This window comes from Pseudomonas protegens, assembly GCF_003363755.1.
In the GTDB taxonomy this organism is placed as follows: domain Bacteria; phylum Pseudomonadota; class Gammaproteobacteria; order Pseudomonadales; family Pseudomonadaceae; genus Aquipseudomonas; species Aquipseudomonas danubii.
Map to the genome: position 1 here is coordinate 4,922,030 of NZ_CP031396.1, position 20,066 is coordinate 4,942,095.

The window sequence follows — 20,066 nt, forward strand, 5'->3', positions numbered from 1 at the left end:
TGCGCTCATGGTTAGCGCAGGCAATTTCTAGGAGCCCCCGTACATGAGCAACATGAACCACGAGCGTGTCCTCAGTGTTCATCACTGGAATGACACTCTGTTCAGCTTCAAGTGCACCCGCGACCCGGGTCTGCGCTTCGAGAACGGTCAGTTCGTGATGATCGGCCTGCAACAGCCCAATGGCCGTCCGCTTATGCGTGCCTACTCCATTGCCAGCCCGAACTGGGAAGAGCATCTCGAATTCTTCAGCATCAAGGTTCCAGACGGTCCGTTGACTTCCCAACTGCAGCATCTGAAGGAAGGCGACGAGATCATCATCAGCAAAAAGCCTACCGGCACCCTGGTGCTGGATGACTTGAAGCCGGGCAAACACCTGTATCTGCTCAGCACCGGCACCGGACTGGCGCCGTTCATGAGCGTGATCCAGGATCCGGAAACCTACGAGCGTTTCGAAAAAGTGATCCTGTGCCACGGCGTTCGCTACGTCAACGAAGTCGCCTACCGCGAGTTCATCACCGAGCACTTGCCGCAGAACGAGTTCTTCGGCGAAGCGCTGCGTGAGAAGTTGATCTACTACCCCACCGTGACCCGCGAGCCGTTCGAGAACGAAGGCCGCCTGACCGACCTGATGCGCAGCGGCAAGCTGTTCCGCGACATCGGTCTGCCACCCATCAACCCGCAGGACGACCGAGCCATGCTGTGCGGCAGCCCAAGCATGCTGGAAGAAACCAGCGAAGTGCTCAACAGCTTCGGCCTGACCGTTTCGCCGCGCATGCGTGAACCGGGCGACTACCTGATCGAGCGCGCCTTCGTCGAGAAGTAGAAGCGAGCTTGCTCGCGAAGACCGTCCAGGCAGCGCATTGGTGCTGACTGGGCGGCTAGCAGACACAGAAAAGCCCGCGTTGCCTGGGAAGGCAACGCGGGCTTTTTCGTTTCCGGGGTTCAGCCCGCCGGGACCACTTCCAGCACCCGGATCAGCCCTGGCTCGGGGTAATGCCAGCGCACATCCAGATCCCAGAACTGCGCACCGTATTCCCGCTCGGCAGTGGGCACCTGATAGGCCGGGCGCGGATCCTGGGCCAGGCACTGCTCGATCAACTCCACCAGGGGCTCCTTAAGGCGCTGAGCGTGGATCTGAGCCTGTTGCAGGGCATTATCCTGCCACTGCACCGGAATAATCTGCGGCGCAGCGCTGGCGATGTCATTGCTCGCCGTGGCAATGATGTCGGCGTAAGGCACATAGGGCTTGATATCGAGGATCGGCGTGCCGTCCAGCAGGTCGATGCCGGAGATCCACAGGCGGTTGGCCTCGACCTTGTCCAGCTTGACCACCGATTGGCCGATGCCGTTGGGGCGGTGGGTTGCTCGGGTAGCGAAGACCCCCATGGACTTGTTGCCCCCCAGGCGCGGCGGGCGCACCTTGAGCCGTGGCTTGTCCTCCAGGGCCTGGTGAAACAGGAACAGCAGCCAGACGTGGCTGACCTGCTCCAGCCCTTGCACCGCGTCGCCCTGATCGAAGGGCGCCACCAGTTCCAGTACCCCACGGGCGGCGGGTGCCAGTTGCGGCTGGCGCGGGATGGCGAACTTCTCCTTGAAACAGGAGCGCACGAAACCGATGGGCGAAACGCTGTAGGTCATTTGGCAAGCCTCAAGCTTTGAGCTTCAAGCCGCAAGCTACAAGCCTTGAACTTGCAGCTTGAAGCTTGCAGCTGCCTTAAGCTCTAACCCGCAGGGTCAGGCCCTTGAGGAAGTTGCGCAGCAACTGGTCGCCGCAAGGGCGGTAGTTGGTGTGGCCGAACTTGCGGAACAGCGCGCTCAGCTCGGGCTTGGACACTGGGAAGTCGGCGGCCTTGAGCACGGCGTGCATGTCGTCTTCCTTGAGCTCGAAGGCCACGCGCAGCTTCTTCAGGATGATGTTGTTGGTCACCGGCAGTTCGATCGGCAGCGGCGGACGGCTTTCATCCTTGCCGCGCTTGAAGATCACCAGGCCGTCGAGGAAATGCGCCATGACTTCGTCCGGGCAGTGCACGAAGCCTTCTTCCTCGTCCTTCTTCAGGTAGCTGACGATGTCGTCCAGGCTGACCTTGAAGCCGGTGAGCTTGATGATCTCCACGACCTTCTTGTCGCTGATGTCGAGCATGTAGCGCACGCTGCGCAGTACATCGTTATGAATCATGGTTACAGTCCTGATCAATGCGCGTTGAGCGCCGCGCCAGGGCACGGCGTCTGAATGGGGGCGGCTTTAGAACTTCTCTTTGGCCGACAGGTAGCGCCACTGGCCCAGCGGCACTTTGCCGATGGACACGCCGCCGATCCGGATGCGGCGAATGGCGACGACCTTGAGGCCGACGGCTTGGCAAAACAGTGCGATCACACCCGGCTGCGGATTCTTCATGGCGAAGCGCAGGCGGTTCTCGTTCTGCCAACTGGCCTTGACCGGCGGCAGCTCGCGGCCCTTGTAGGTCAGGCCGTGGTTCAGGCGGTTGAGGCCGTGGTCGATCATCTCGCCTTCGACCTCGACCACGTATTCCTGCTCGATCTTGGCCGCATCGGCCGTCAGCTTGCGCAGCACTTTCCAGTCCTGGGTGAACACCAACAGGCCGCTGGCATTGGGTTGCAGGTCTTCACTGGCGGTCAGGCGCAGGAAATGCCCGCGCAGCGGACGTTTGCCGTAGCGGTGCTCGTCCGACAGGCTGTCGGCGCTGATGGACTGCATGGCGCTGTCCGGATCCTGGCCGGCGGGCACGTTGAGCAGGATGGTTACCGGCTCCGGGGCGGTAGCCTTGGCCTCGGGGTCGAGGACGACCTTTTGCGCGCCGACCTTGAACTGCGGTTCGTCGATGACTTCGCCGTCTACGGTGACCCAGCCGCCCTCGATGAACAGCTCAGCCTCCCGGCGGGAGCAGCCGACCAGTTCGATGAGGCGTTTGGAGAGACGAATCGGGTCAGTCATGTCAGGGGCCGTATCAAAAGAGGGCGGCTATTGTACCTGCCTGGCGCCGGTTAATCGCGGGTCCATTTGCCCGCTGTGGCTTTTAGCCGCGTCGGGCCTGCAGTTGTGGTTGTTTCAGGCGCATGTGCAGCAACGGGTAGGGCTGGCCCATGCCGTCCTGTTCGGAGCGGCCGACCACCTCAAAGCCCTGCTTGAAGTAGAAGCCCAGCGCTTGAGGGTTCTGTTCATTGACGTCCAGTTGTTGGGCGTTCAGGTGTTCCACTGCATAGTGCAGCAGTTGCCGGCCCAGGCCCTGGCCGCGATGGGCCGGGTCGATGAACAGCATCTCGATCTTGCCCGCTGCCACGCCAGCGAAACCGGTGATGCGTTGCCGCTGATCCCGGGTACAGATCAGCATCACCGCATCCAGGTAGCGGGTCAGCACCAGGTTTCTCAGCAGCTCTATATAGCTGTCCGGGAGAAAGTCGTGGGTGGCGCGAACCGAGTCTTCCCAGACACGGACCAGTTCCGGGTAGTCGCTGAGTTTGGGGGTGTGGATGACCGAGTGGTGGCGCATGCCGCTTGTCCCTGAGGTGATTGGCAAGGGCTAACGATAGACCGAAAAAAGCCCCGCATCTCGTGGCGAGAGCGGGGCTTGGCAGTTTTTTTACGCCTTACAGGGTTTCGGCCCAGAGGTCGTATTCGTCGGCGTCGGTGACCCGGCACCAGACCTTGTCACCCGGCTTCAGGTCGCCCGCACCGTCGATGAACACGTTGCCGTCGATCTCCGGCGCATCGAAGAAGCAGCGGCCCACGGCGCCATTCTCGTCGACTTCATCGATCAGCACTTCGATTTCCTTGCCGATGCGCTGTTGCAGGCGTGCCGAGCTGATTTCCTGCTGGTGCGCCATGAAGCGTTCCCAGCGGTCCTGCTTGACCTCGTCCGGGACCACTTCCAGGTCCAGGTCGTTGGCCGGTGCGCCTTCCACCGGCGAGTACTGGAAGCAACCAACACGGTCCAGCTGGGCTTCGGTCAGCCAGTTGAGCAGGTACTGGAAGTCTTCCTCGGTTTCGCCAGGGAAGCCGACGATAAAGGTCGAACGGATGATCAGCTCCGGGCAGATCTCGCGCCAGGCCTTGATCCGCGCCAGGGTCTTGTCTTCGAAGGCCGGACGCTTCATGGCCTTGAGCACTTTCGGGCTGGCGTGCTGGAACGGGATGTCCAGGTACGGCAGGATCTTGCCGGCGGCCATCAGCGGAATCAGCTCGTCCACGTGCGGGTACGGGTACACGTAGTGCAGGCGCACCCACACGCCCAGAGTACTCAGGGCCTCGCAGAGCTCGGTCATGCGGGTCTTCACCGGCGCGCCGTTCCAGAAACCGGTGCGGTACTTGACGTCCACGCCATAGGCGCTGGTGTCCTGGGAGATCACCAGCAGTTCCTTGACCCCGGACTTGACCAGGCGCTGGGCCTCGTCGAGCACATCGCCCACCGGACGGCTGACCAGCTTGCCGCGCATCGACGGAATGATGCAGAAGCTGCAGCTGTGGTTGCAGCCTTCGGAAATCTTCAGGTAGGCGTAGTGCCGTGGGGTCAGCTTGATGCCTTGCGGCGGCACCAGATCGATCAGCGGGTTGTGGTCCTGTTTCGGCGGCACCACTTCGTGCACGGCGTTGACCACTTGCTCGTACTGCTGCGGGCCGGTCACGGCCAGCACGCTAGGGTGCACGTCACGGATATTGCCTTCTTCCACGCCCATGCAGCCGGTGACGATGACCTTGCCGTTTTCCTTGATGGCTTCGCCGATCACTTCCAGGGATTCGGCCTTGGCCGAGTCGATGAAACCGCAGGTGTTGACCACCACGACATCGGCGTCCTGGTAGGTGGACACCACGTCATAGCCTTCCATGCGCAGTTGAGTGAGGATGCGCTCGGAGTCGACCAGAGCTTTTGGGCAACCCAGGGATACGAAGCCGACTTTCGGGTTGGCCGGCGCGGAGGGGGTGGACATGTCTAACCTCGGTATTGGGTATCGAATCACTTGGGGGGCAAGTGCGACGCTTGGGCGCTGGCTGCGCCTCTGATCAAAAAGTGCGCAATTCTAGCGATGGTCGAGGCGCTTGACCAGCTTTATACGGGGGAAATACGACCAGCGCTGGACTATGCTTCTTCCCGTTATGCCCGGTTGCTTTCATACGACGTTAGTTGGCGCCTTAGTGGTAATAAGAATCTGCAAATTACATGGCAAACTGCGCAACTTAAGAGAATAGCGCTTGTATAACCTTGCGCTTTCTATATAAGAAGCCCCGGTCTTGAGTAGTGGGAGTCATTGATGGGTCAGGCAAGTAGTCAGGCGGCGAGTGGCGAGCACTCCGGGGGCAAGCCTCTGGGGATGCTGGTGGCGGCGGTCGGGGTGGTGTATGGCGATATCGGCACCAGTCCGCTCTACACCCTCAAGGAGGTGTTTGCCGGCCATTATGGGGTTCAGGTCAATCATGACGGGGTGTTTGGCATCCTCGCGCTGATTTTCTGGTCGTTGGTCTGGGTCGTCTCGATCAAGTACGTACTGTTCGTCCTGCGGGCCGACAACCAGGGCGAGGGCGGCATCATGGCCTTGACCGCGCTGGCCAGGCGGGCTGCCGGTTCCTATCCGCGCTTGCGTTCGATGCTGGTGATTCTGGGCCTGATCGGGGCGGCGCTGTTCTATGGCGATAGCATGATCACCCCGGCGATTTCCGTGTTGTCGGCGGTCGAGGGCCTGGAGCTGGCATTCAGCGGCCTGGAACACTGGGTGGTGCCGATGGCGCTGGTGGTACTGGTGGCCTTGTTCCTGATCCAGAAACACGGCACTGATCGCATCGGCAAGCTGTTTGGTCCGGTGATGGTGGCCTGGTTCGTGGTTCTGGGCGGGTTGGGGGTCAACGGCATTCTCCAGCACCCGGAAGTGCTGCAGGCGCTGAACCCGATGTGGGGCGTGCGTTTCTTCATCGTTCATCCGGGCATGGGGGTCGCCATTCTCGGGGCGGTGGTGCTGGCATTGACCGGTGCTGAAGCCTTATACGCCGACATGGGGCACTTCGGGCGCAAGCCCATCGCCCGGGCCTGGTTCGCCCTGGTGCTGCCGGCGCTGGTGCTGAACTACTTCGGCCAGGGCGCGCTGCTGCTGGAAAACCCTGAAGCGGCCCGCAACCCCTTCTACCTGCTGGCGCCGAGCTGGGCCCTGATTCCGCTGGTGGTGCTGGCCACCCTGGCCACGGTGATCGCGTCCCAGGCTGTGATTTCCGGCGCCTTCTCCCTGACTCGCCAAGCAATCCAGCTGGGTTACATCCCGCGGATGCACATTCAGCACACTTCCAGCGCCGAGCAGGGGCAGATCTACATCGGCGCGGTGAACTGGGCGCTGATGGTGGGGGTGATCCTGCTGGTGCTCGGTTTCGAGTCCTCCGGTGCCCTGGCTTCGGCCTACGGCGTGGCGGTGACCGGGACCATGCTGATCACCAGTATCCTGGTGTCGGCGGTGATCCTCCTGCTGTGGAAGTGGCCGCCGATGCTGGTGGTGCCGCTCCTGCTGGGATTCCTGTTGGTGGATGGGCTGTTCTTCGCCGCCAACGTGCCGAAGATCTTCCAGGGCGGTGCCTTCCCGGTGCTGGCGGGGATCGTGCTGTTCCTGCTCATGACCACCTGGAAACGCGGCAAGGAATTGCTGGTGGATCGCTTGGACGAAGGCGGGCTGCCGCTGCCAATCTTTATCGGCAGCATCCGCGTTCAGCCGCCGCATCGGGTGCAGGGTACTGCCGTGTTCCTCACGGCCCGTCCAGACGCCGTGCCCCACGCCTTGCTGCACAATCTGCTGCATAACCAGGTGCTGCACGAACAAGTGGTGCTGTTGACGGTGGTCTACGAGGATATTCCGCGGGTGCCTGCAAATCGGCGCTTCGAGGTGGACGCCTACGGCGAAGGTTTCTTCCGGGTGATCCTGCACTTCGGTTTCACCGACGAACCGGACGTCCCGGAAGCCCTGAAACTGTGTCACCTGGACGAGCTGGACTTCAGCCCTATGCGCACCACCTACTTCCTCAGCCGTGAAACCGTGATCGCCTCCAAGCTGGTGGGCATGGCCCGCTGGCGCGAAGCGCTGTTCGCCTTCATGTTGAAGAACGCCAACGGCAACCTGCGCTTCTTCAAGCTGCCGGTGAACCGGGTGATTGAACTGGGTACTCAGGTCGAGATGTGATCCTGACCAGACAAAAGCCCCCGTTGCCTTGCGGCAGCGGGGGCCTTTTCGTTTCTACGGTTCTGTAGGAGCGGGCTTGCTCGCGATGACGGACTGGCCATCGACATCGATGCTGATGACAGGACGGTTTCTCTCGGAGCCCTCCGGCCCCGTGATCGCCCCGGCCTTTAAGCGGCTAGCGCCTGCACCACATCGTCCACCACCGCCTTGCCCATGGCGGTCAGGTAGTGCGCGGCCCAGGCGTGACGATCGCTGTCCTTGCTGTAGGCGGCGTCCTCGGCAAAGGCCTTGGCCAGGGATAACAGGTCGGAGGCTTGGGCCAGGGCTTCGCCGATGGGGAGGTCGGGGCTGACTTGGAACAGAGGCAGTTCGGAACGGTAGATGAAGGGTGTGAGGCCGATGGTTTTCAGTTCACGAGGTGCAGGTGGACTTGTTTGGCTCATGGTCATACTCCTTAACTCAAAGAAGTTGCCACGTTCGTTTCCAAGCGAATGGGTGGCAGCTATGCGCGGGTTGGAAAACCGGGAGTTAAGAACCGGCACGCCCAAAGGCGTCCCACGCACAGCTGCCATAACACAGAACTGCAGTGGTAAACCGCTGCAGTCGTGACGGGGTGCTGTTGCGCTTCACTCTTCGGGTTTCCAAGCCCGGCCGCTGAATGCTCAGCGACACCCGGAGCCTAGCCCGTCGAAGCGCAGGCCAACAAGGCAGCAAAGTGCCCAAAACGCACCCCTTACACAACTCTCGGAGTTTGCCTACAACCTGCGCGGGAGTCATCCGCCATTACGCGGTCTTCAACGAGGCAACTGAGACCGCTGATGTAAAAAAGCCCCCGCAACCTCAAGGCTGCGGGGGCTTTTATGCGGCGAGGCTCAGCTCATTCTTGAGCGGTCGCCTGATCCTTGGCCTGGCGCTTTTCGATGGCATCCACCAGGCGCTTGGCCAGTGCCGGGTAGTTCTCATCGAAGTGATGGCCGCCCGGCAGCTTCATGGCTTCACCGACCGCAGTCTTGTCGGTGCAGCCGCTTTCGTCGACTTCTTCCTCACCGTAGATGCACACCACCTTGGCGGCGGGCAGCTTGGCCATTTCCGGGCCGGTGGCAGCTTCCTTGCCAGCATTGCCCAGCCAGCCTTCGACTTCGATCTCGAAGCTGCCGGTACGGGCGAAGGCCAGCAGGATAATGGCGTCGACCCGCTGCTGCTCGGCTTCCGGCAGGCGGTTGTAGATCGCCGGCAGCACGTCGGCGCCGAAGGAGTAGCCGGTCAGCACGAAGCGCTTGGTGCCCCACTTCTGCCGGTAGTGCTGCATCAGTTCGGTGAGGTCAACGGCGCTTTGCTCAGGCGTCTTGTGCTGCCAGTAGTAGCGCAGGGTGTCGATGCCCACCACCGGGTAGCCGATCTTGGCCATCTCGCCAGCCACGTCGCGGTCCAGGTCGCGCCAGCCGCCGTCGCCGGAGAGGAACAGGGTCACGGTGTCCTTGGCTTGGCCGGCCGGGACTTCCACCACGGGAATGTTCAGGCCGCCGTTTTCAGAACCCACCAGCAGCTTGCGCAGCTCGTTGTTCAGCACTTGGGGCAGGTGGATGTCGTAGTCGCTGATGCTGGTGGTGGCGTTGGGGGTATCACGCACGAAGCCGGCACTTTCGTCATCCGGGTTGTCGTTCCAGGCCACCAGCCAGTGGCCGTGGGCCAGGGTCTTGGGCAGTGGATCGGTGCAGCCGGGCGCCGGGTTAATGGTGAAGCCCACCGACACGGCCTGGGCCTTGTCGTCGTTCTGGGTGGCGACCCAGCGCCAGGCCAGGGCCGCGCCCGGGCCGATGCCGCTGACCAGGGTGGCCGGGCCGTTGAGCTGGGGCAGGGCGCTTTGCAGGGCTTGTTCCTGCAGTTTGCAATCGTCCTTGGGCAGGATCACCTGGACGATCTGCGCCGCGCCGCTGCGGCTCAGGGCCAGCAGTTGTTTGTCGGTCAGGGTCGAATCAGGCAACACCGCCACCACCACCCGGGCCTTGGCCTTGGTGCCGGGGGTCACACGGGTCAGGGTCGAGCCGTCGGCCTGGGTCAGTTGTTCCAGGGTCGGTTCAGGGGCGGGGCGGTTCCACCACCAGTAGCCACCACCCGCAAGCAAAGCCAGTACCACCAGTGTGGCCAGCAGATACCGCCAAGAGCGTTGAATCATCAGCGTTTCACCAATCCAGTCAGGCCGCCTGCGATCAGGGCGGCGGTGTCGGCCAGTGCCACCAGCGGGTCGAGCCCGGCCGGCACGGCCATGTAACGGGGTTCCCAGTCGGGCTGGAACTTGTCTTTGAAGCGGCGCAAACCTTGGAAGTTATACAGTTGCTCGCCGCGGCGGAAGACCATCGAGCCGAGGCGTTGGGTCAGCGGCGCGCCACGTCGCGGTTGCAGGCCGGACAGCGGCACCATGCCCAGGCTGAAGCGGGCGTATCCGTGATTTTTATAATGCTGGATCAGGCCGACCATCATGAACTCCATGGTCAGCTTCGGCGCGTCCGGGTGCGCACGCATCAAGTCGAGGCTGGCCAGGTCATGGCTGTAGGTCTCGAGCAGGTTGGCGAAGGCCACCGGGCGTCCTTCAAAACGGATGATCGCGATGCGGAAGTGCTTGAGGTAGTCGTCGCTGAAACGGCCCAGGGAGAAGCCTTTCTCGCGGACGTTCTTGCCGGTCAGCCAGGCATCGGAGATGACCTTCAGCTCATCCATCGGCGCTTGCCCGGGTTCGTGGATCTCCAGCGACAGGCCGTCGCGGGTGCCGCGGTTCCAGGTGTAGCGCAGGTCCTTCATCTCCTTGCCCTTGGCTTCCAGGTCAAAGCGCTTGAGATCGACCCGGGCTTCTTCGCCGAGCTTGATCGCGGTCAGGCCGATGTCCATGTAGTAGGGCAGGTTTTCCGCCCGTACCTGGTAGAACACCGGGCGCGCGTGGTGCAGGTCGCACAGGTCGCGGAACTGCCAGATCATTTCCGCGCGCTGCTGGGTCGGGCCGATGGGGTCGTACAGCGCCACCAGGCTGCGGCCGCGGCGAGCGTACATCAGGAAGGCATCGTCGTTGGGGTGGAACAGCAGCGCCTTGTCACCGGTCAGGGCCAGGCCACCATCGGGTTGGGACGAGGCCATGAGGATCTTCGCAGCCTTGTCCAGCTCGTCGCTGGTGGGCAGGTGGATGACCGGGCGTGCGGTACGCAGCAGCCAGGTCAGGGACACCACCAGCAACAGCACCGCAGCCCCCAACAGCGAACGCAGGCCCCGAGGGGCGTCGGCGTCGAGGGTGAACTGCCACCACAGTTGATGGCTGTAGGGCACGTCCTGATAGGCGAACAGCAGCAGCCAGGTGGAGGCGCCGAGCACGCAGACGCTGGCCACCAGGTACAGCGGCGAGAAGGGCAGTTCGGTGAGGCGGCTGGGGCGATAGAACGAGCGCCGGAACACGGCCAGCAGGCTGGCGGTGAGGGTCATCAGGCAGGCTTCTTCCCAGTCAAAGCCTTTAAGCAGCGAGAGCAGGGCGCCCACCAGCAACAGAATGGTGGTGAGCATCCAGGCGGCGGACAGGCGCCGGCGCAGGCCTTGGGCCAGCAGCAGGCAGAGCACGCCGATCAGGCTGGCGCCGAAGTGCGAAGCGTCCACCAGGCGGTGAGGAATCAGGAAGCCGATGTGTTGCAGGCGGGTATCGATTTCCGGGGTGGCGCCGGAGAACAGCAGTACCACGCCGGAGAGAAACACCAGCACCGCCAGGATCGGCGCCGCCAGGCCGGAAGCTACCCGCAGGGATTGTCGGGTCTGGAACAGGCGCTGGGCTTCGTTGATCAGCAGCAGGACGCAGGCCACCAGCATCGGCAGCACCACGTAGATCAGGCGATAAAGCAGCAATGCGGCCGCCAGGGGCGCGGCCCCGAGCTTGTCGGCGAACGCCGCCAGCAGGATGGCTTCGAACACCCCGACGCCGCCGGGTACGTGGCTGAGCACACCGGCGGCCAGGGCCAGCAGGTACACCAGCAGGAAGGCGCCGAACGGCGGCGCTTCGGGCAGCAGCAGGTAGAGCACGGTGGCGGCTGCGGCGACGTCCAGGGCGGTGATGATCAGTTGCAGGAAGGTCAGGCGCCGTCCAGGCAGGCGCAGGGTGCGGCGTCCGACCCGGACCAGCAGGTTGTCGCGCAGAGGCTGCTCTGGCAGGCGTCGGCGATAGATGCCGACGGCCAGTACCGCGCCCAGCAGCAGGATAGCCAGGGCAATACCGCCCAGCAGGCTTTCAGGCAGGCGCAAGGCCGCCGAGGCTGCCGGCAAGTTACTCAAAGTGGCCAGGGCCGCCAGCGGTGGCAAGGCACACCCAAGAGAGAGGCTGGCAAACAGGGTCATGTGCGCGACGTCGGAGGCCCCCAGCCCATGACGTGCATACAGGCGATAACGTACTGAGCCGCCCGACAGCAGCGACAGACCGATGGCGTTGCCGATGGCGAAGGCGGTGAAGCCACCCAGGGCCAGGGTACGGCCGGGCAGGTTGACTCCGGCATAGCGGCTGGCGGACCACTCGTATCCCAGCAGAATGATGAAGCCGACGATGGTCGCGCCCAGGGCGCCGAGCAGGGCCGGCTTGGGCACTTCGAGGATCGAGTCGTGCAGGGCGTAGAAGTCCAGCTCGCTAAGCAGGTGACGGCAAGCGATCAGGGCAATGGCGAACAGCAGCAGCGTTATGGCCAGGCCCAGGGGTTGGCGGTACTTGCTCAACAGGTCCAGCCAGCGCAGGCGAGTGGTTGTCACAGGTTGAGTGGCGGTAGTGGTATCGCTGTCTTGCGAATCAGACGTGTTGGCGCGCATCAATCACCTCGTGGATTGTGCGCGACAGGATGGGGGTATCCGGCCAAGTTACCAATCCCTGTAGAAAAAATAGTTTCAAATATTAACGCGTCTCACCGTGGCCCGGCGACCCTGGGCGAAGGCCGCCGGGTGGTTGCTCGAGACAGAGCATAGCTCGCATCTTGAAGGGTCGAAGCATCGCTAAAAGGCTCGCAACACTTTGCCAGGTCATTGTTGCGAAAGGACTTTTTCAACAGATACAAAAAAGGCCACTCTTTCGAGCAGCCTTTTTTGATGTTTGGTTGCGGGAGCCGGATTTGAACCGACGACCTTCGGGTTATGAGCCCGACGAGCTACCAGACTGCTCCATCCCGCGTCTGTGTGGCGGCATTCTACAGGCGAACGACTGAGTGTCAACCATTAATGGTTCGACAGGTCAAATAAACGTCGAATGGCCGGTTCTGTCTTTTAAGTCATCGACAGCTAAAGAGTTTTGCCGCTCTGGTGGTGAGTGCGTGAAGGGCAAAAACAGGCGCGCACAAAAAAGGCCACTCTTTCGAGTAGCCTTTTTTGATGTTTGGTTGCGGGAGCCGGATTTGAACCGACGACCTTCGGGTTATGAGCCCGACGAGCTACCAGACTGCTCCATCCCGCGTCTGTGTGGGCGGATTCTACAGCGTCGCTGGCGTCTGTCAATCACTAATTTTAAAAAAAGGCTTCCTGTTCAATCGCTTAGCGTGCTTCCAGGAGCGTTTTTTGAGGCTTGGGCCCAGGTAGACCGTGGCTTTCAGCTCTATGGAACGCTTGGTGCTCATTAAGAGAATAAATGTCTCATGGCGCTTTGCCGATTGATCCGAGGTGCAAGGTACTGGTGCTATATACAGGTGCCGGTAGATACTGATCGTCCGCTTTGATTCCGACTTCAGCTTTTAATGATCTCTGCCTTTATATGATGCAGCGCAAAATCATCCACATTGACTGTGATTGCTTCTACGCCGCCATCGAAATGCGCGACGACCCGCAGCTGGCCGGCAAGCCGTTGGCAGTGGGCGGCTCCGCGGATCGACGGGGGGTGATTGCGACCTGCAGCTATGAGGCGCGGGCCTATGGCGTGCGCTCGGCCATGTCGTCGCGGCACGCGTTGACCCTGTGCCCGGACCTGGTGATCGTCAAGCCGCGCATGGATGCCTATCGCGAGGCGTCGAAAGAGATTCATACGATCTTTCGTGATTACACCGAGCTGATCGAGCCCTTGTCCCTGGACGAGGCCTACCTGGATGTTTCCGACAGTCCGAACTTCGCCGGCAGCGCCACGCGCATTGCCCAGGACATTCGTCGGCGGGTTTCCAATCAGTTGCATATCACGGTGTCGGCCGGGGTCGCGCCCAACAAGTTTCTGGCCAAGATTGCCAGCGACTGGAAAAAGCCCAACGGCCTGTTCGTGATCACTCCGGATCAGGTGGAGGATTTTGTCTCCGAATTGCCGGTGAGCAAGTTGCATGGGGTGGGCAAGGTCACGGCGGACAAGCTGGGTCGCCTGGGGATTGTCGACTGCCTGCAGTTGCGCGACTGGAACAAGCTGGCTCTGGTGCGCGAGTTCGGCAGTTTCGGCGAGCGCCTGTGGAGCCTGGCCCGGGGGATCGATGATCGGCCGGTGCAGAATGACAGCCGGCGGCAGTCCATCAGCGTGGAAAACACTTACGACGTGGACCTTCCCGATCTGGATAGCTGCCTGCAGAAGTTACCGGAGCTGATGGAGACTCTGGCAGGGCGCATTGCGCGTATCGACAGCAGTTATCGGCCGGGCAAACCCTTCGTCAAAGTGAAGTTCCACGACTTTACCCAGACCACTCTTGAGCAGGCGGGGGCCGGACGGGATCTGGAGAGTTATCGGCAACTGCTGACCCAGGCCTTCAAGCGTGGCGGCAAGCCAGTGCGGCTCTTGGGAATTGGCGTGCGATTGCAGGATCTACGCGGTGGTCACGAACAGCTGGAGCTGTTTCGGGGCGTGTTGTAGGCGCTGGCTGGCTGGCGAAGGGGAGCACCGCGATTGATCCGCGGCGTGACATTCGCCGGCAAGCCGGCTCCTGAGGCAATCAGTGACCGGGATCGGCGACCAGGCGGCCGGCGTTCTTGGTCAGGGACTTGAGGAACTCGCTCTGCAATTCCGGATCGTTGCGTGTCAGCTCGATCAGGCTCTGCTCCAGCTCGCTGGCCTCTTCTTCCAGACCCAACTCCGACAGGCGCTTGACCCGGTGTACCCACTGGCTTACTTCGTCATCTTCCAGATCGTCGTAAATCAGTGCATGGGCTTCCAGTAGCTTGCCGCGCAGGCTGCTGCTCAGGCTCAGGGACGAGTCGGAATGCACTTCGTCCTGAGCATCCTCGACACTGATCTGCAACTTGCCGATGTGGTTCAGGTCCTGTTCGGAGAATGGCGCGTCCAGCAGGTTCAAGCGCAGCACGCCATTACGATCGGTGCTCATGTCGTAGGTTTGCCTGCCGGCCTTGACCTGCACCGGGCGCTCGCTCCAGGGCAGGCTCGAATACTCCAGGCGCTTGTCACGCTGGACTTCATCGATGGCTGCCAGGTTCTGCTGAGCCCGACCGTGGGACGGCATGTTCATGAACGGGTTGAGCCCGGACACGCCATAGCTGACCCAGTCCTTGGTGACGCTGTCCGGCAGGTTGCCCAGGGCAAACACGTTGACCACATTGGCGCCGACGCCGGCCACCAGGGCTACCGCGCCCAGCGGGATCTCGTAGATTTCCCGCCAGGGTTGATAAGGCGTATAGCGATCGTAGCGCCGAGTGACCTCGAACTCGGTCACTTCGAAGGTCTTCTGCTCGTGGATGCGTACCCGGCGTTGCGGCAGCTCAAGCACCTTAGGCTCACCGACATCGATCTGCAGGCTGTGGTCGAGCAGTTTGCGCTCGACGCGTTCCTCGTGTTCGCTGCGTTGCGACATCTGGTTGGCGCAGCCGCTGACCAGCAGGGCGCCGCATAGAGCGGCGCCCCCGAGGCTTAAGGTGTTTCGCTTGAACATGACTTCTCTATCTGGTTTCAGCGACGGATACGGGCTTGGAGGAAGGACAGGACGTCGGCCACGGGCAGCGCTTGTGCCTGGGCTTCGGTACGGCTCTTGTATTCCAGGTTGCCTTCGGCGAGGCCGCGGTCACTGACCACGATCCGGTGAGGAATGCCGATCAGCTCCATGTCCGCGAACTTGATGCCCGGGCTGGTTTTCTTGTCGCGGTCGTCCAGCAGCACTTCGAAACCGGCGGCAGTCAGTTCTGCGTAGAGTTTGTCGGTGGCTTCGCGAACCTGCTCGGTTTCGTAGCGCAGCGGAACCAGGGCGATCTGGAACGGCGCCAGGGTATCGCTCCAGATGATGCCGTTTTCATCGTTGTTCTGCTCGATGGCGGCCGCCACCACGCGGGACACGCCAATGCCGTAGCAGCCCATTTCCAGGGTCACTGGCTTGCCGTTCTCGCCCAGCACTTCGCACTTCATCGCCTTGCTGTACTTGTTGCCCAGCTGGAAGATGTGCCCGACCTCGATGCCGCGCTTGATTTCCAGGGTGCCCTTGCCGTCCGGGCTCGGGTCGCCGGCCACCACGTTGCGCAGGTCGGCAACAGTCGGAACCGGCAGGTCGCGTTCCCAGTTGACGCCGAAGTAGTGCTTGTCGTCGATGTTGGCACCGACGCCGAAGTCGCTCATCAGCGCCACCGAGCGGTCGATGATGATCGGCAGTGGCAGGTTCACCGGGCCCAGGGAGCCGGCGCCGGCGCCGATGGCGTCACGCAGTTCAGCTTCGGAGGCCATGACCAGCGGGCTGGCAACGCCAGGCTGGTTGGCGGCCTTGATTTCGTTCAGTTCGTGGTCGCCACGGATGATCAGGGCGATCAGCTTGCCGGCTTCTTCGGCATGCACCACCAGGGTCTTGACGGTCTTCTCGATCGGCAGGTTGTAGCCTTCCACCAGATGGGCAATGGTTTTCGCGTCAGGGGTGTCAACCAGGCGCATCTCTTCGGTCGGAGCCGGGCGCGAGGTTTCGCGCGGCACGGCTTCAGCCTTCTCGATGTTCGCTGCGTAGTCGGAACCGTTGCTGAAGACGATATCGTCTTCGCCGGACTCGGCCAGTACGTGGAATTCGTGGGAACCGGCGCCGCCGATGGAACCGTTGTCTGCTTCAACCGGGCGGAACTTCAGGCCCAGGCGGGTGAAGACGTTGCAATAAGCCTGGTGCATGCGGTCGTAGGTGACCTGCAAGGACGCCTGGTCGGCGTGGAAGGAGTAGGCGTCCTTCATGATGAACTCGCGGCCGCGCATCAGACCGAAGCGTGGGCGGATTTCATCGCGGAATTTGGTCTGGATCTGGTACAGGTTCAGCGGCAGCTGCTTGTAGCTGCTCAGCTCGTTGCGGGCCAGATCGGTGATCACTTCTTCGTGGGTCGGGCCGGCGCAGAAATCGCGACCGTGCCGGTCTTTGAAGCGCAGCAGCTCAGGGCCGTACTCTTCCCAGCGACCGGATTCCTGCCACAGCTCAGCCGGTTGAGTGCTCGGCATCAACACTTCAAGCGCGCCCGCGGCGTTCATTTCTTCGCGAACGATGGCTTCAACCTTGCGCATCACTCGCAAGCCCATCGGCAGCCAGGTGTACAGGCCGGAAGCCAGTTTACGGATCATGCCGGCGCGCAGCATCAGCTGGTGGCTGATCACGACCGCGTCGGAAGGCGTTTCTTTCTGTGTGGCGAGCAAATATTGACTGGTACGCATGGTAGGCCGTTGTCGGTTGCTTAGACTGGAAGTGACGGAGCATTGTACGGGCGAGTTCCGCTGGCGTACAGGATTGCGCTTTGAGGGGACGGGAGCCGCGGAGAAAAGCCGCAACTCCCGGGATTTTCTAGGATTCCTCGCCCACGACAGCGCCCTTGGCGGGCTGCTCCGACGGGTCTTTCGGTCCGTCGCGGCGGCTCTCCTGGAACCAGTGAATGGCGATCAGAATCAGGGTCGGCACCCCGAGTATTGCGGTGATGAGGAAGAAGTCGTGATAGCCGTATTTTTCCACCATGACTCCGGAATAGCCGCCGATCAGGCGCGGAAGCAGCAGCATGATGGAGCTGAGCAGGGCGTACTGAGTGGCCGAGAACTTGAGGTTGGTCAGGCTCGACAGGTAGGCGACGAAGGCGGAAGTGGCCATTCCCGAACTGAAATTGTCCAGGGAAATGGTGGCAATCAGCATTTTCAGGTTCGGGCCCATGTCGGCGAGCATGAGGAACAGCAGGTTGGTGCCGGCGGACGCGGCACCGCCGATGAACAGGATCGGCAGGATGCCGAAGCGCACGATCAGCAGGCCGCCCATGCCGGCCCCAAGCAGGGTCATGATCAGGCCGAAGATCTTGCTGACCCCGGCAATCTGGTCCTTGGTGAAACCCTGGTCGATATAGAAAACATTGGCCATCACGCCCATGACCGTGTCCGACATGCGATAGGTGGCGATCAGACCCAGTAGCAGGAAGGCTTGCCAGCGGTAGCGCAGGATGAAGTCGTTCACCGGGGTCAGCACCGGCGCCAGGCCTCGACGGCCCATCGCCGACAGGCACAGGGTGCTGAGGGTGATGTAGAGGATCGCCCGCAGGAAGGCCCGGTCTTCCAGCAGCAGGTCCAGCAGGCTGACGCCGTCGAAGATCACGCTGGCGAAGTCGGTGTTGTACAGCTGGGTAAAGGTGGCAGGCACTGAAACCAGAAGCACGATCAGGACGAACACCGAGATCAACTGGTGGGCGAAGCTGTAGCGCCCTGCCGACAGTTGAGTGCGCAATGGAACTGCTGGTTCACGCATCAGCAGGGTGGTGAGCAGTGCTGGAATCATCAGCACGCCGAACAGCACGTAGGTACCGGTCCAGGCCGAATGTTTGTAGCTGAAGCCGGTGGAGCCAAAGCCTTCGGCGAAGAACAGCGCGCCGGCGGTGGCCAGCAGTACCGCGACCCGGTAGCCGGACATGTAGCTGGCGGCCAGCGCGGCTTGTCGACTGTCGTCGGCGATTTCCAGGCGATAGGCGTCGATGGCGATGTCCTGGGTCGCCGAGGCAAAGGCCACGACCACCGCAATGGCGATCAACCAAGACAGGTGTTTTTGCGGGTCGCAGAAGCCCATGCCGATCAGGCCGAGAATCACCAGGACCTGGGCCAGTACCAGCCAGGAGCGGCGTCGGCCGAGCTTGCCTAATAGAGGCAGGCGCCATTGGTCGAGCAGTGGCGACCACACCCATTTAAAGGCATAGGCCAAACCGATCAGGCTGGCGTAGCCGATGGTTTCGCGGGCCACACCGGCCTCGCGCAACCACACCGAAAGAGTCGAGAACACCAGCATGTAAGGCATGCCGGCAGCGAAACCAAGCAGCAACAGCACGAGCGTCGAGGGGCTGGCATAGGCGGCAAGTGCGGCGCGCCAGGTTTTACGGGGCATGGGCTGAAGTCTGCCTCAGATTACGGAAACAAAGCGCGCACTCTAACCGCTGTGCTCTACCGGGCGCCAGCCATGGCGCTGAATATCCACGCGATTGTTCAGGATAGACACGCCTTCGCCGCGCAGTCTGGCGCGCTGCTCGTCGCCTGATGGGCTACCGACGGGCAGGCTGATGCGGCCGCCAGCACCGAGTACCCGGTGCCAGGGCAGGCTGGTATCGGCGGGTAGCTGACTGAGGGTGCGTCCAACCCAGCGCGCGGCCCGGCCCAGGCCGGCCATTTCTGCCAGTTGGCCATAGCTGACGACCTTGCCTTCGGGGACTTGGGCCAGGGTCAGGTACAGCGCCGTGCGTCGGATTTGCGCGGGGTTTTGCGAGTCTTCGCCGTGTTCGGTCACATTCGCGGTTCCAGATCAATGAAGAGGCGTTGGTCGGTTCAGGGGATGAGGGGGGGATGCATATTGAACTCACTCTCAATACCCGGGTCAGTCCTGACTAAGGCGTGTTCAGCAGGAATAATGCCGTTTTTTTTCGCAAGATCGAGCCCTGTATTACCTATGTTGCCTAGAACGTTGTTGTGTTTCGCGGTGCTCAGCGCCTCCATGCCTGCTCTGGCCGATACCGTCTGGTTGAAGAACGGTGACCGGTTGAGCGGCAAGATCAAGGTTTTCGACGGCGGTAAGCTGTTGATCCAGACCGATTACGGTGGCGCCATTTCCATTGATTGGAAGCAGGTCAAAACCCTGGAAAGCGATCAGGAGTTGCTGGTCAAACAGGATGCCTACACCGGGGAAAAGGCCAAGTCGCTGCAGGCGGCGGAGGAGGGCAAGGTTGTCCTGGTCAACGGTGAGGCGCCCAAGACTGTGGAGTTGGCCAGTATCCAGCAGATCATGAAACCCAAGCCGCTGGTGGAGGATGTGGTCTGGAAGGGCAATGTCGACGTGGCCATGGATTACAAGCGTGCTGAAAAGGACACCGATGACTATGACATCGACTTCAAGACTTCGGCGCGCCATGGTGCTTGGCGTCACAACGCCCAGGGTGAGTACAACCGTGAGTTCCAGAATCAGGTGGTGACTACCGACAACTGGAATGCCGAGTACGCTCTGGACCGCTTCATTACCGAGAAGTGGTTCTGGGAAGGACGCCTGACCTACAAGCGCGACAAAGTAGAAGATCTTGCGCGGCAACGGGTGGTGGGTACGGGTCCCGGCTACCAGTTTTGGGACGATGAGCTGGGGGCGTTCTCCTTGGGCTCGCTGCTCAACCGCACGGATTACGAGTACGCCGATGGCGGTACGGACAGCTTCTACTCACTGGCGATGAAGTGGGATTACAACCGTTACCTGATCGGCAAGCGGGTGGAGTTCTTCACTAATGGCGAAGTGGGCAGGCCGTTTTCCGGCGTCGCCGATTACGCGCTGGATGCGGAGATGGGGCTGCGCTACAAGGTCACGGACTGGGCGTCGCTCAACCTCAAGGCGGAAAAGGACCTGATCCGCGGTACCGAGGACAGCGACCTGGATAAGACCCGCTATACCGTGGGCTTTGGCGTGACCTGGTAACGGGGTACCAGCCAGGTGCATTCGCGAGGATGCGCCTTGGCTGAACGCCGCAATAACCTG

At 61.8% G+C, this 20,066-nt stretch carries 16 protein-coding genes and 2 tRNA genes; 4 read left to right on the forward strand and 14 right to left on the reverse strand.

The genetic code is table 11. The features are described 5' to 3' along the window. Positions 1 to 43: 43 nt before the first annotated feature. Entirely contained in the window at positions 44 to 823 is a 780-nt protein-coding gene (fpr, locus tag DWF74_RS22270) for a ferredoxin-NADP reductase (protein WP_016966062.1), read from the forward strand. Positions 824 to 942: 119 nt separating this feature from the next. Here fpr and tsaA read toward each other — a convergent pair whose 3' ends face one another. The 5 genes from tsaA to rimO form a co-directional block, all read right to left on the reverse strand. Further along, positions 943 to 1,638 (reverse strand): tRNA (N6-threonylcarbamoyladenosine(37)-N6)-methyltransferase TrmO, encoded by a 696-nt coding sequence (gene tsaA, locus DWF74_RS22275; RefSeq protein ID WP_115581727.1) that lies wholly within the window; start codon positions 1,636 to 1,638, stop codon positions 943 to 945. 76 nt (positions 1,639 to 1,714) lie between these two features. Then, the gene (locus DWF74_RS22280; protein WP_047284181.1) at positions 1,715 to 2,176 is read right to left on the reverse strand and encodes a DUF1456 family protein; all 462 of its coding nucleotides are present in this window, start codon (positions 2,174 to 2,176) and stop codon (positions 1,715 to 1,717) included. Between the two features lie 66 nt (positions 2,177 to 2,242). Beyond that, positions 2,243 to 2,953, reverse strand: coding sequence for an rRNA pseudouridine synthase (locus DWF74_RS22285; protein ID WP_115581728.1), 711 nt, complete (start codon positions 2,951 to 2,953; stop codon positions 2,243 to 2,245). Positions 2,954 to 3,035: 82 nt separating this feature from the next. Further along, complete coding sequence (locus DWF74_RS22290; RefSeq protein ID WP_102861435.1) at positions 3,036 to 3,509, reverse strand: GNAT family N-acetyltransferase; 474 nt, start codon at positions 3,507 to 3,509, stop codon at positions 3,036 to 3,038. A gap of 97 nt (positions 3,510 to 3,606) precedes the next feature. Next, complete coding sequence (gene rimO / locus DWF74_RS22295) at positions 3,607 to 4,944, reverse strand: 30S ribosomal protein S12 methylthiotransferase RimO (protein WP_047284184.1); 1,338 nt, start codon at positions 4,942 to 4,944, stop codon at positions 3,607 to 3,609. Positions 4,945 to 5,325: 381 nt separating this feature from the next. On the opposite strand from rimO, the gene DWF74_RS22300 reads away from it, so the two are divergent. Then, complete coding sequence (locus DWF74_RS22300) at positions 5,326 to 7,167, forward strand: potassium transporter Kup (protein WP_371826180.1); 1,842 nt, start codon at positions 5,326 to 5,328, stop codon at positions 7,165 to 7,167. 167 nt (positions 7,168 to 7,334) lie between these two features. Here the strand turns inward: DWF74_RS22300 and DWF74_RS22305 are convergent, their stop codons facing one another. From DWF74_RS22305 to DWF74_RS22325, 5 genes are all read right to left on the reverse strand, one after another. Then, positions 7,335 to 7,610, reverse strand: coding sequence for a DUF3077 domain-containing protein (locus tag DWF74_RS22305; RefSeq protein WP_115581729.1), 276 nt, complete (start codon positions 7,608 to 7,610; stop codon positions 7,335 to 7,337). Between the two features lie 434 nt (positions 7,611 to 8,044). Continuing rightward, the gene (locus tag DWF74_RS22310; protein WP_102861438.1) at positions 8,045 to 9,343 is read right to left on the reverse strand and encodes a virulence factor family protein; all 1,299 of its coding nucleotides are present in this window, start codon (positions 9,341 to 9,343) and stop codon (positions 8,045 to 8,047) included. Beyond that, the gene (gene mprF / locus DWF74_RS22315; RefSeq protein ID WP_102861439.1) at positions 9,343 to 11,991 is read right to left on the reverse strand and encodes a bifunctional lysylphosphatidylglycerol flippase/synthetase MprF; all 2,649 of its coding nucleotides are present in this window, start codon (positions 11,989 to 11,991) and stop codon (positions 9,343 to 9,345) included. Before mprF ends, DWF74_RS22310 begins: the two co-directional genes overlap by 1 nt. A gap of 278 nt (positions 11,992 to 12,269) precedes the next feature. Further along, positions 12,270 to 12,346 (reverse strand) — tRNA-Met (locus tag DWF74_RS22320). A 202-nt stretch (positions 12,347 to 12,548) separates the two neighbouring features. Then, positions 12,549 to 12,625, reverse strand: a tRNA-Met gene (locus DWF74_RS22325). Positions 12,626 to 12,919: 294 nt separating this feature from the next. On the opposite strand from DWF74_RS22325, the gene dinB reads away from it, so the two are divergent. Beyond that, positions 12,920 to 13,987, forward strand: coding sequence for a DNA polymerase IV (gene dinB, locus DWF74_RS22330; RefSeq protein ID WP_115581730.1), 1,068 nt, complete (start codon positions 12,920 to 12,922; stop codon positions 13,985 to 13,987). Between the two features lie 79 nt (positions 13,988 to 14,066). Here the strand turns inward: dinB and DWF74_RS22335 are convergent, their stop codons facing one another. The 4 genes from DWF74_RS22335 to DWF74_RS22350 form a co-directional block, all read right to left on the reverse strand. Continuing rightward, the gene (locus DWF74_RS22335; protein ID WP_115581731.1) at positions 14,067 to 15,017 is read right to left on the reverse strand and encodes a hypothetical protein; all 951 of its coding nucleotides are present in this window, start codon (positions 15,015 to 15,017) and stop codon (positions 14,067 to 14,069) included. Positions 15,018 to 15,034: 17 nt separating this feature from the next. Beyond that, complete coding sequence (locus DWF74_RS22340; RefSeq protein WP_115581732.1) at positions 15,035 to 16,750, reverse strand: proline--tRNA ligase; 1,716 nt, start codon at positions 16,748 to 16,750, stop codon at positions 15,035 to 15,037. A 127-nt stretch (positions 16,751 to 16,877) separates the two neighbouring features. Beyond that, positions 16,878 to 18,443, reverse strand: coding sequence for an AmpG family muropeptide MFS transporter (locus DWF74_RS22345; RefSeq protein ID WP_102861443.1), 1,566 nt, complete (start codon positions 18,441 to 18,443; stop codon positions 16,878 to 16,880). 42 nt (positions 18,444 to 18,485) lie between these two features. Continuing rightward, positions 18,486 to 18,839, reverse strand: a complete 354-nt coding sequence (locus DWF74_RS22350) for an MGMT family protein (protein ID WP_102861444.1) — start codon at positions 18,837 to 18,839, stop codon at positions 18,486 to 18,488. Between the two features lie 159 nt (positions 18,840 to 18,998). On the opposite strand from DWF74_RS22350, the gene DWF74_RS22355 reads away from it, so the two are divergent. After that, entirely contained in the window at positions 18,999 to 20,006 is a 1,008-nt protein-coding gene (locus DWF74_RS22355; protein ID WP_102861445.1) for a DUF481 domain-containing protein, read from the forward strand. Positions 20,007 to 20,066 lie beyond the last annotated feature (60 nt).

What these genes read in the sequence shown, in the direction of transcription:
- fpr (WP_016966062.1), top strand. Translation starts at nt 44, where the DNA reads ATGAGCAACATGAACCACGAGCGTGTCCTCAGTGTTCATCACTGGAAT.
- tsaA (WP_115581727.1), bottom strand. Translation starts at nt 1,638, where the DNA reads ATGACCTACAGCGTTTCGCCCATCGGTTTCGTGCGCTCCTGTTTCAAG.
- DWF74_RS22280 (WP_047284181.1), bottom strand. Translation starts at nt 2,176, where the DNA reads ATGATTCATAACGATGTACTGCGCAGCGTGCGCTACATGCTCGACATC.
- DWF74_RS22285 (WP_115581728.1), bottom strand. Translation starts at nt 2,953, where the DNA reads ATGACTGACCCGATTCGTCTCTCCAAACGCCTCATCGAACTGGTCGGC.
- DWF74_RS22290 (WP_102861435.1), bottom strand. Translation starts at nt 3,509, where the DNA reads ATGCGCCACCACTCGGTCATCCACACCCCCAAACTCAGCGACTACCCG.
- rimO (WP_047284184.1), bottom strand. Translation starts at nt 4,944, where the DNA reads ATGTCCACCCCCTCCGCGCCGGCCAACCCGAAAGTCGGCTTCGTATCC.
- DWF74_RS22300 (WP_371826180.1), top strand. Translation starts at nt 5,326, where the DNA reads ATGCTGGTGGCGGCGGTCGGGGTGGTGTATGGCGATATCGGCACCAGT.
- DWF74_RS22305 (WP_115581729.1), bottom strand. Translation starts at nt 7,610, where the DNA reads ATGAGCCAAACAAGTCCACCTGCACCTCGTGAACTGAAAACCATCGGC.
- DWF74_RS22310 (WP_102861438.1), bottom strand. Translation starts at nt 9,343, where the DNA reads ATGATTCAACGCTCTTGGCGGTATCTGCTGGCCACACTGGTGGTACTG.
- mprF (WP_102861439.1), bottom strand. Translation starts at nt 11,991, where the DNA reads ATGCGCGCCAACACGTCTGATTCGCAAGACAGCGATACCACTACCGCC.
- dinB (WP_115581730.1), top strand. Translation starts at nt 12,920, where the DNA reads ATGATGCAGCGCAAAATCATCCACATTGACTGTGATTGCTTCTACGCC.
- DWF74_RS22335 (WP_115581731.1), bottom strand. Translation starts at nt 15,017, where the DNA reads ATGTTCAAGCGAAACACCTTAAGCCTCGGGGGCGCCGCTCTATGCGGC.
- DWF74_RS22340 (WP_115581732.1), bottom strand. Translation starts at nt 16,750, where the DNA reads ATGCGTACCAGTCAATATTTGCTCGCCACACAGAAAGAAACGCCTTCC.
- DWF74_RS22345 (WP_102861443.1), bottom strand. Translation starts at nt 18,443, where the DNA reads ATGCCCCGTAAAACCTGGCGCGCCGCACTTGCCGCCTATGCCAGCCCC.
- DWF74_RS22355 (WP_102861445.1), top strand. Translation starts at nt 18,999, where the DNA reads ATGTTGCCTAGAACGTTGTTGTGTTTCGCGGTGCTCAGCGCCTCCATG.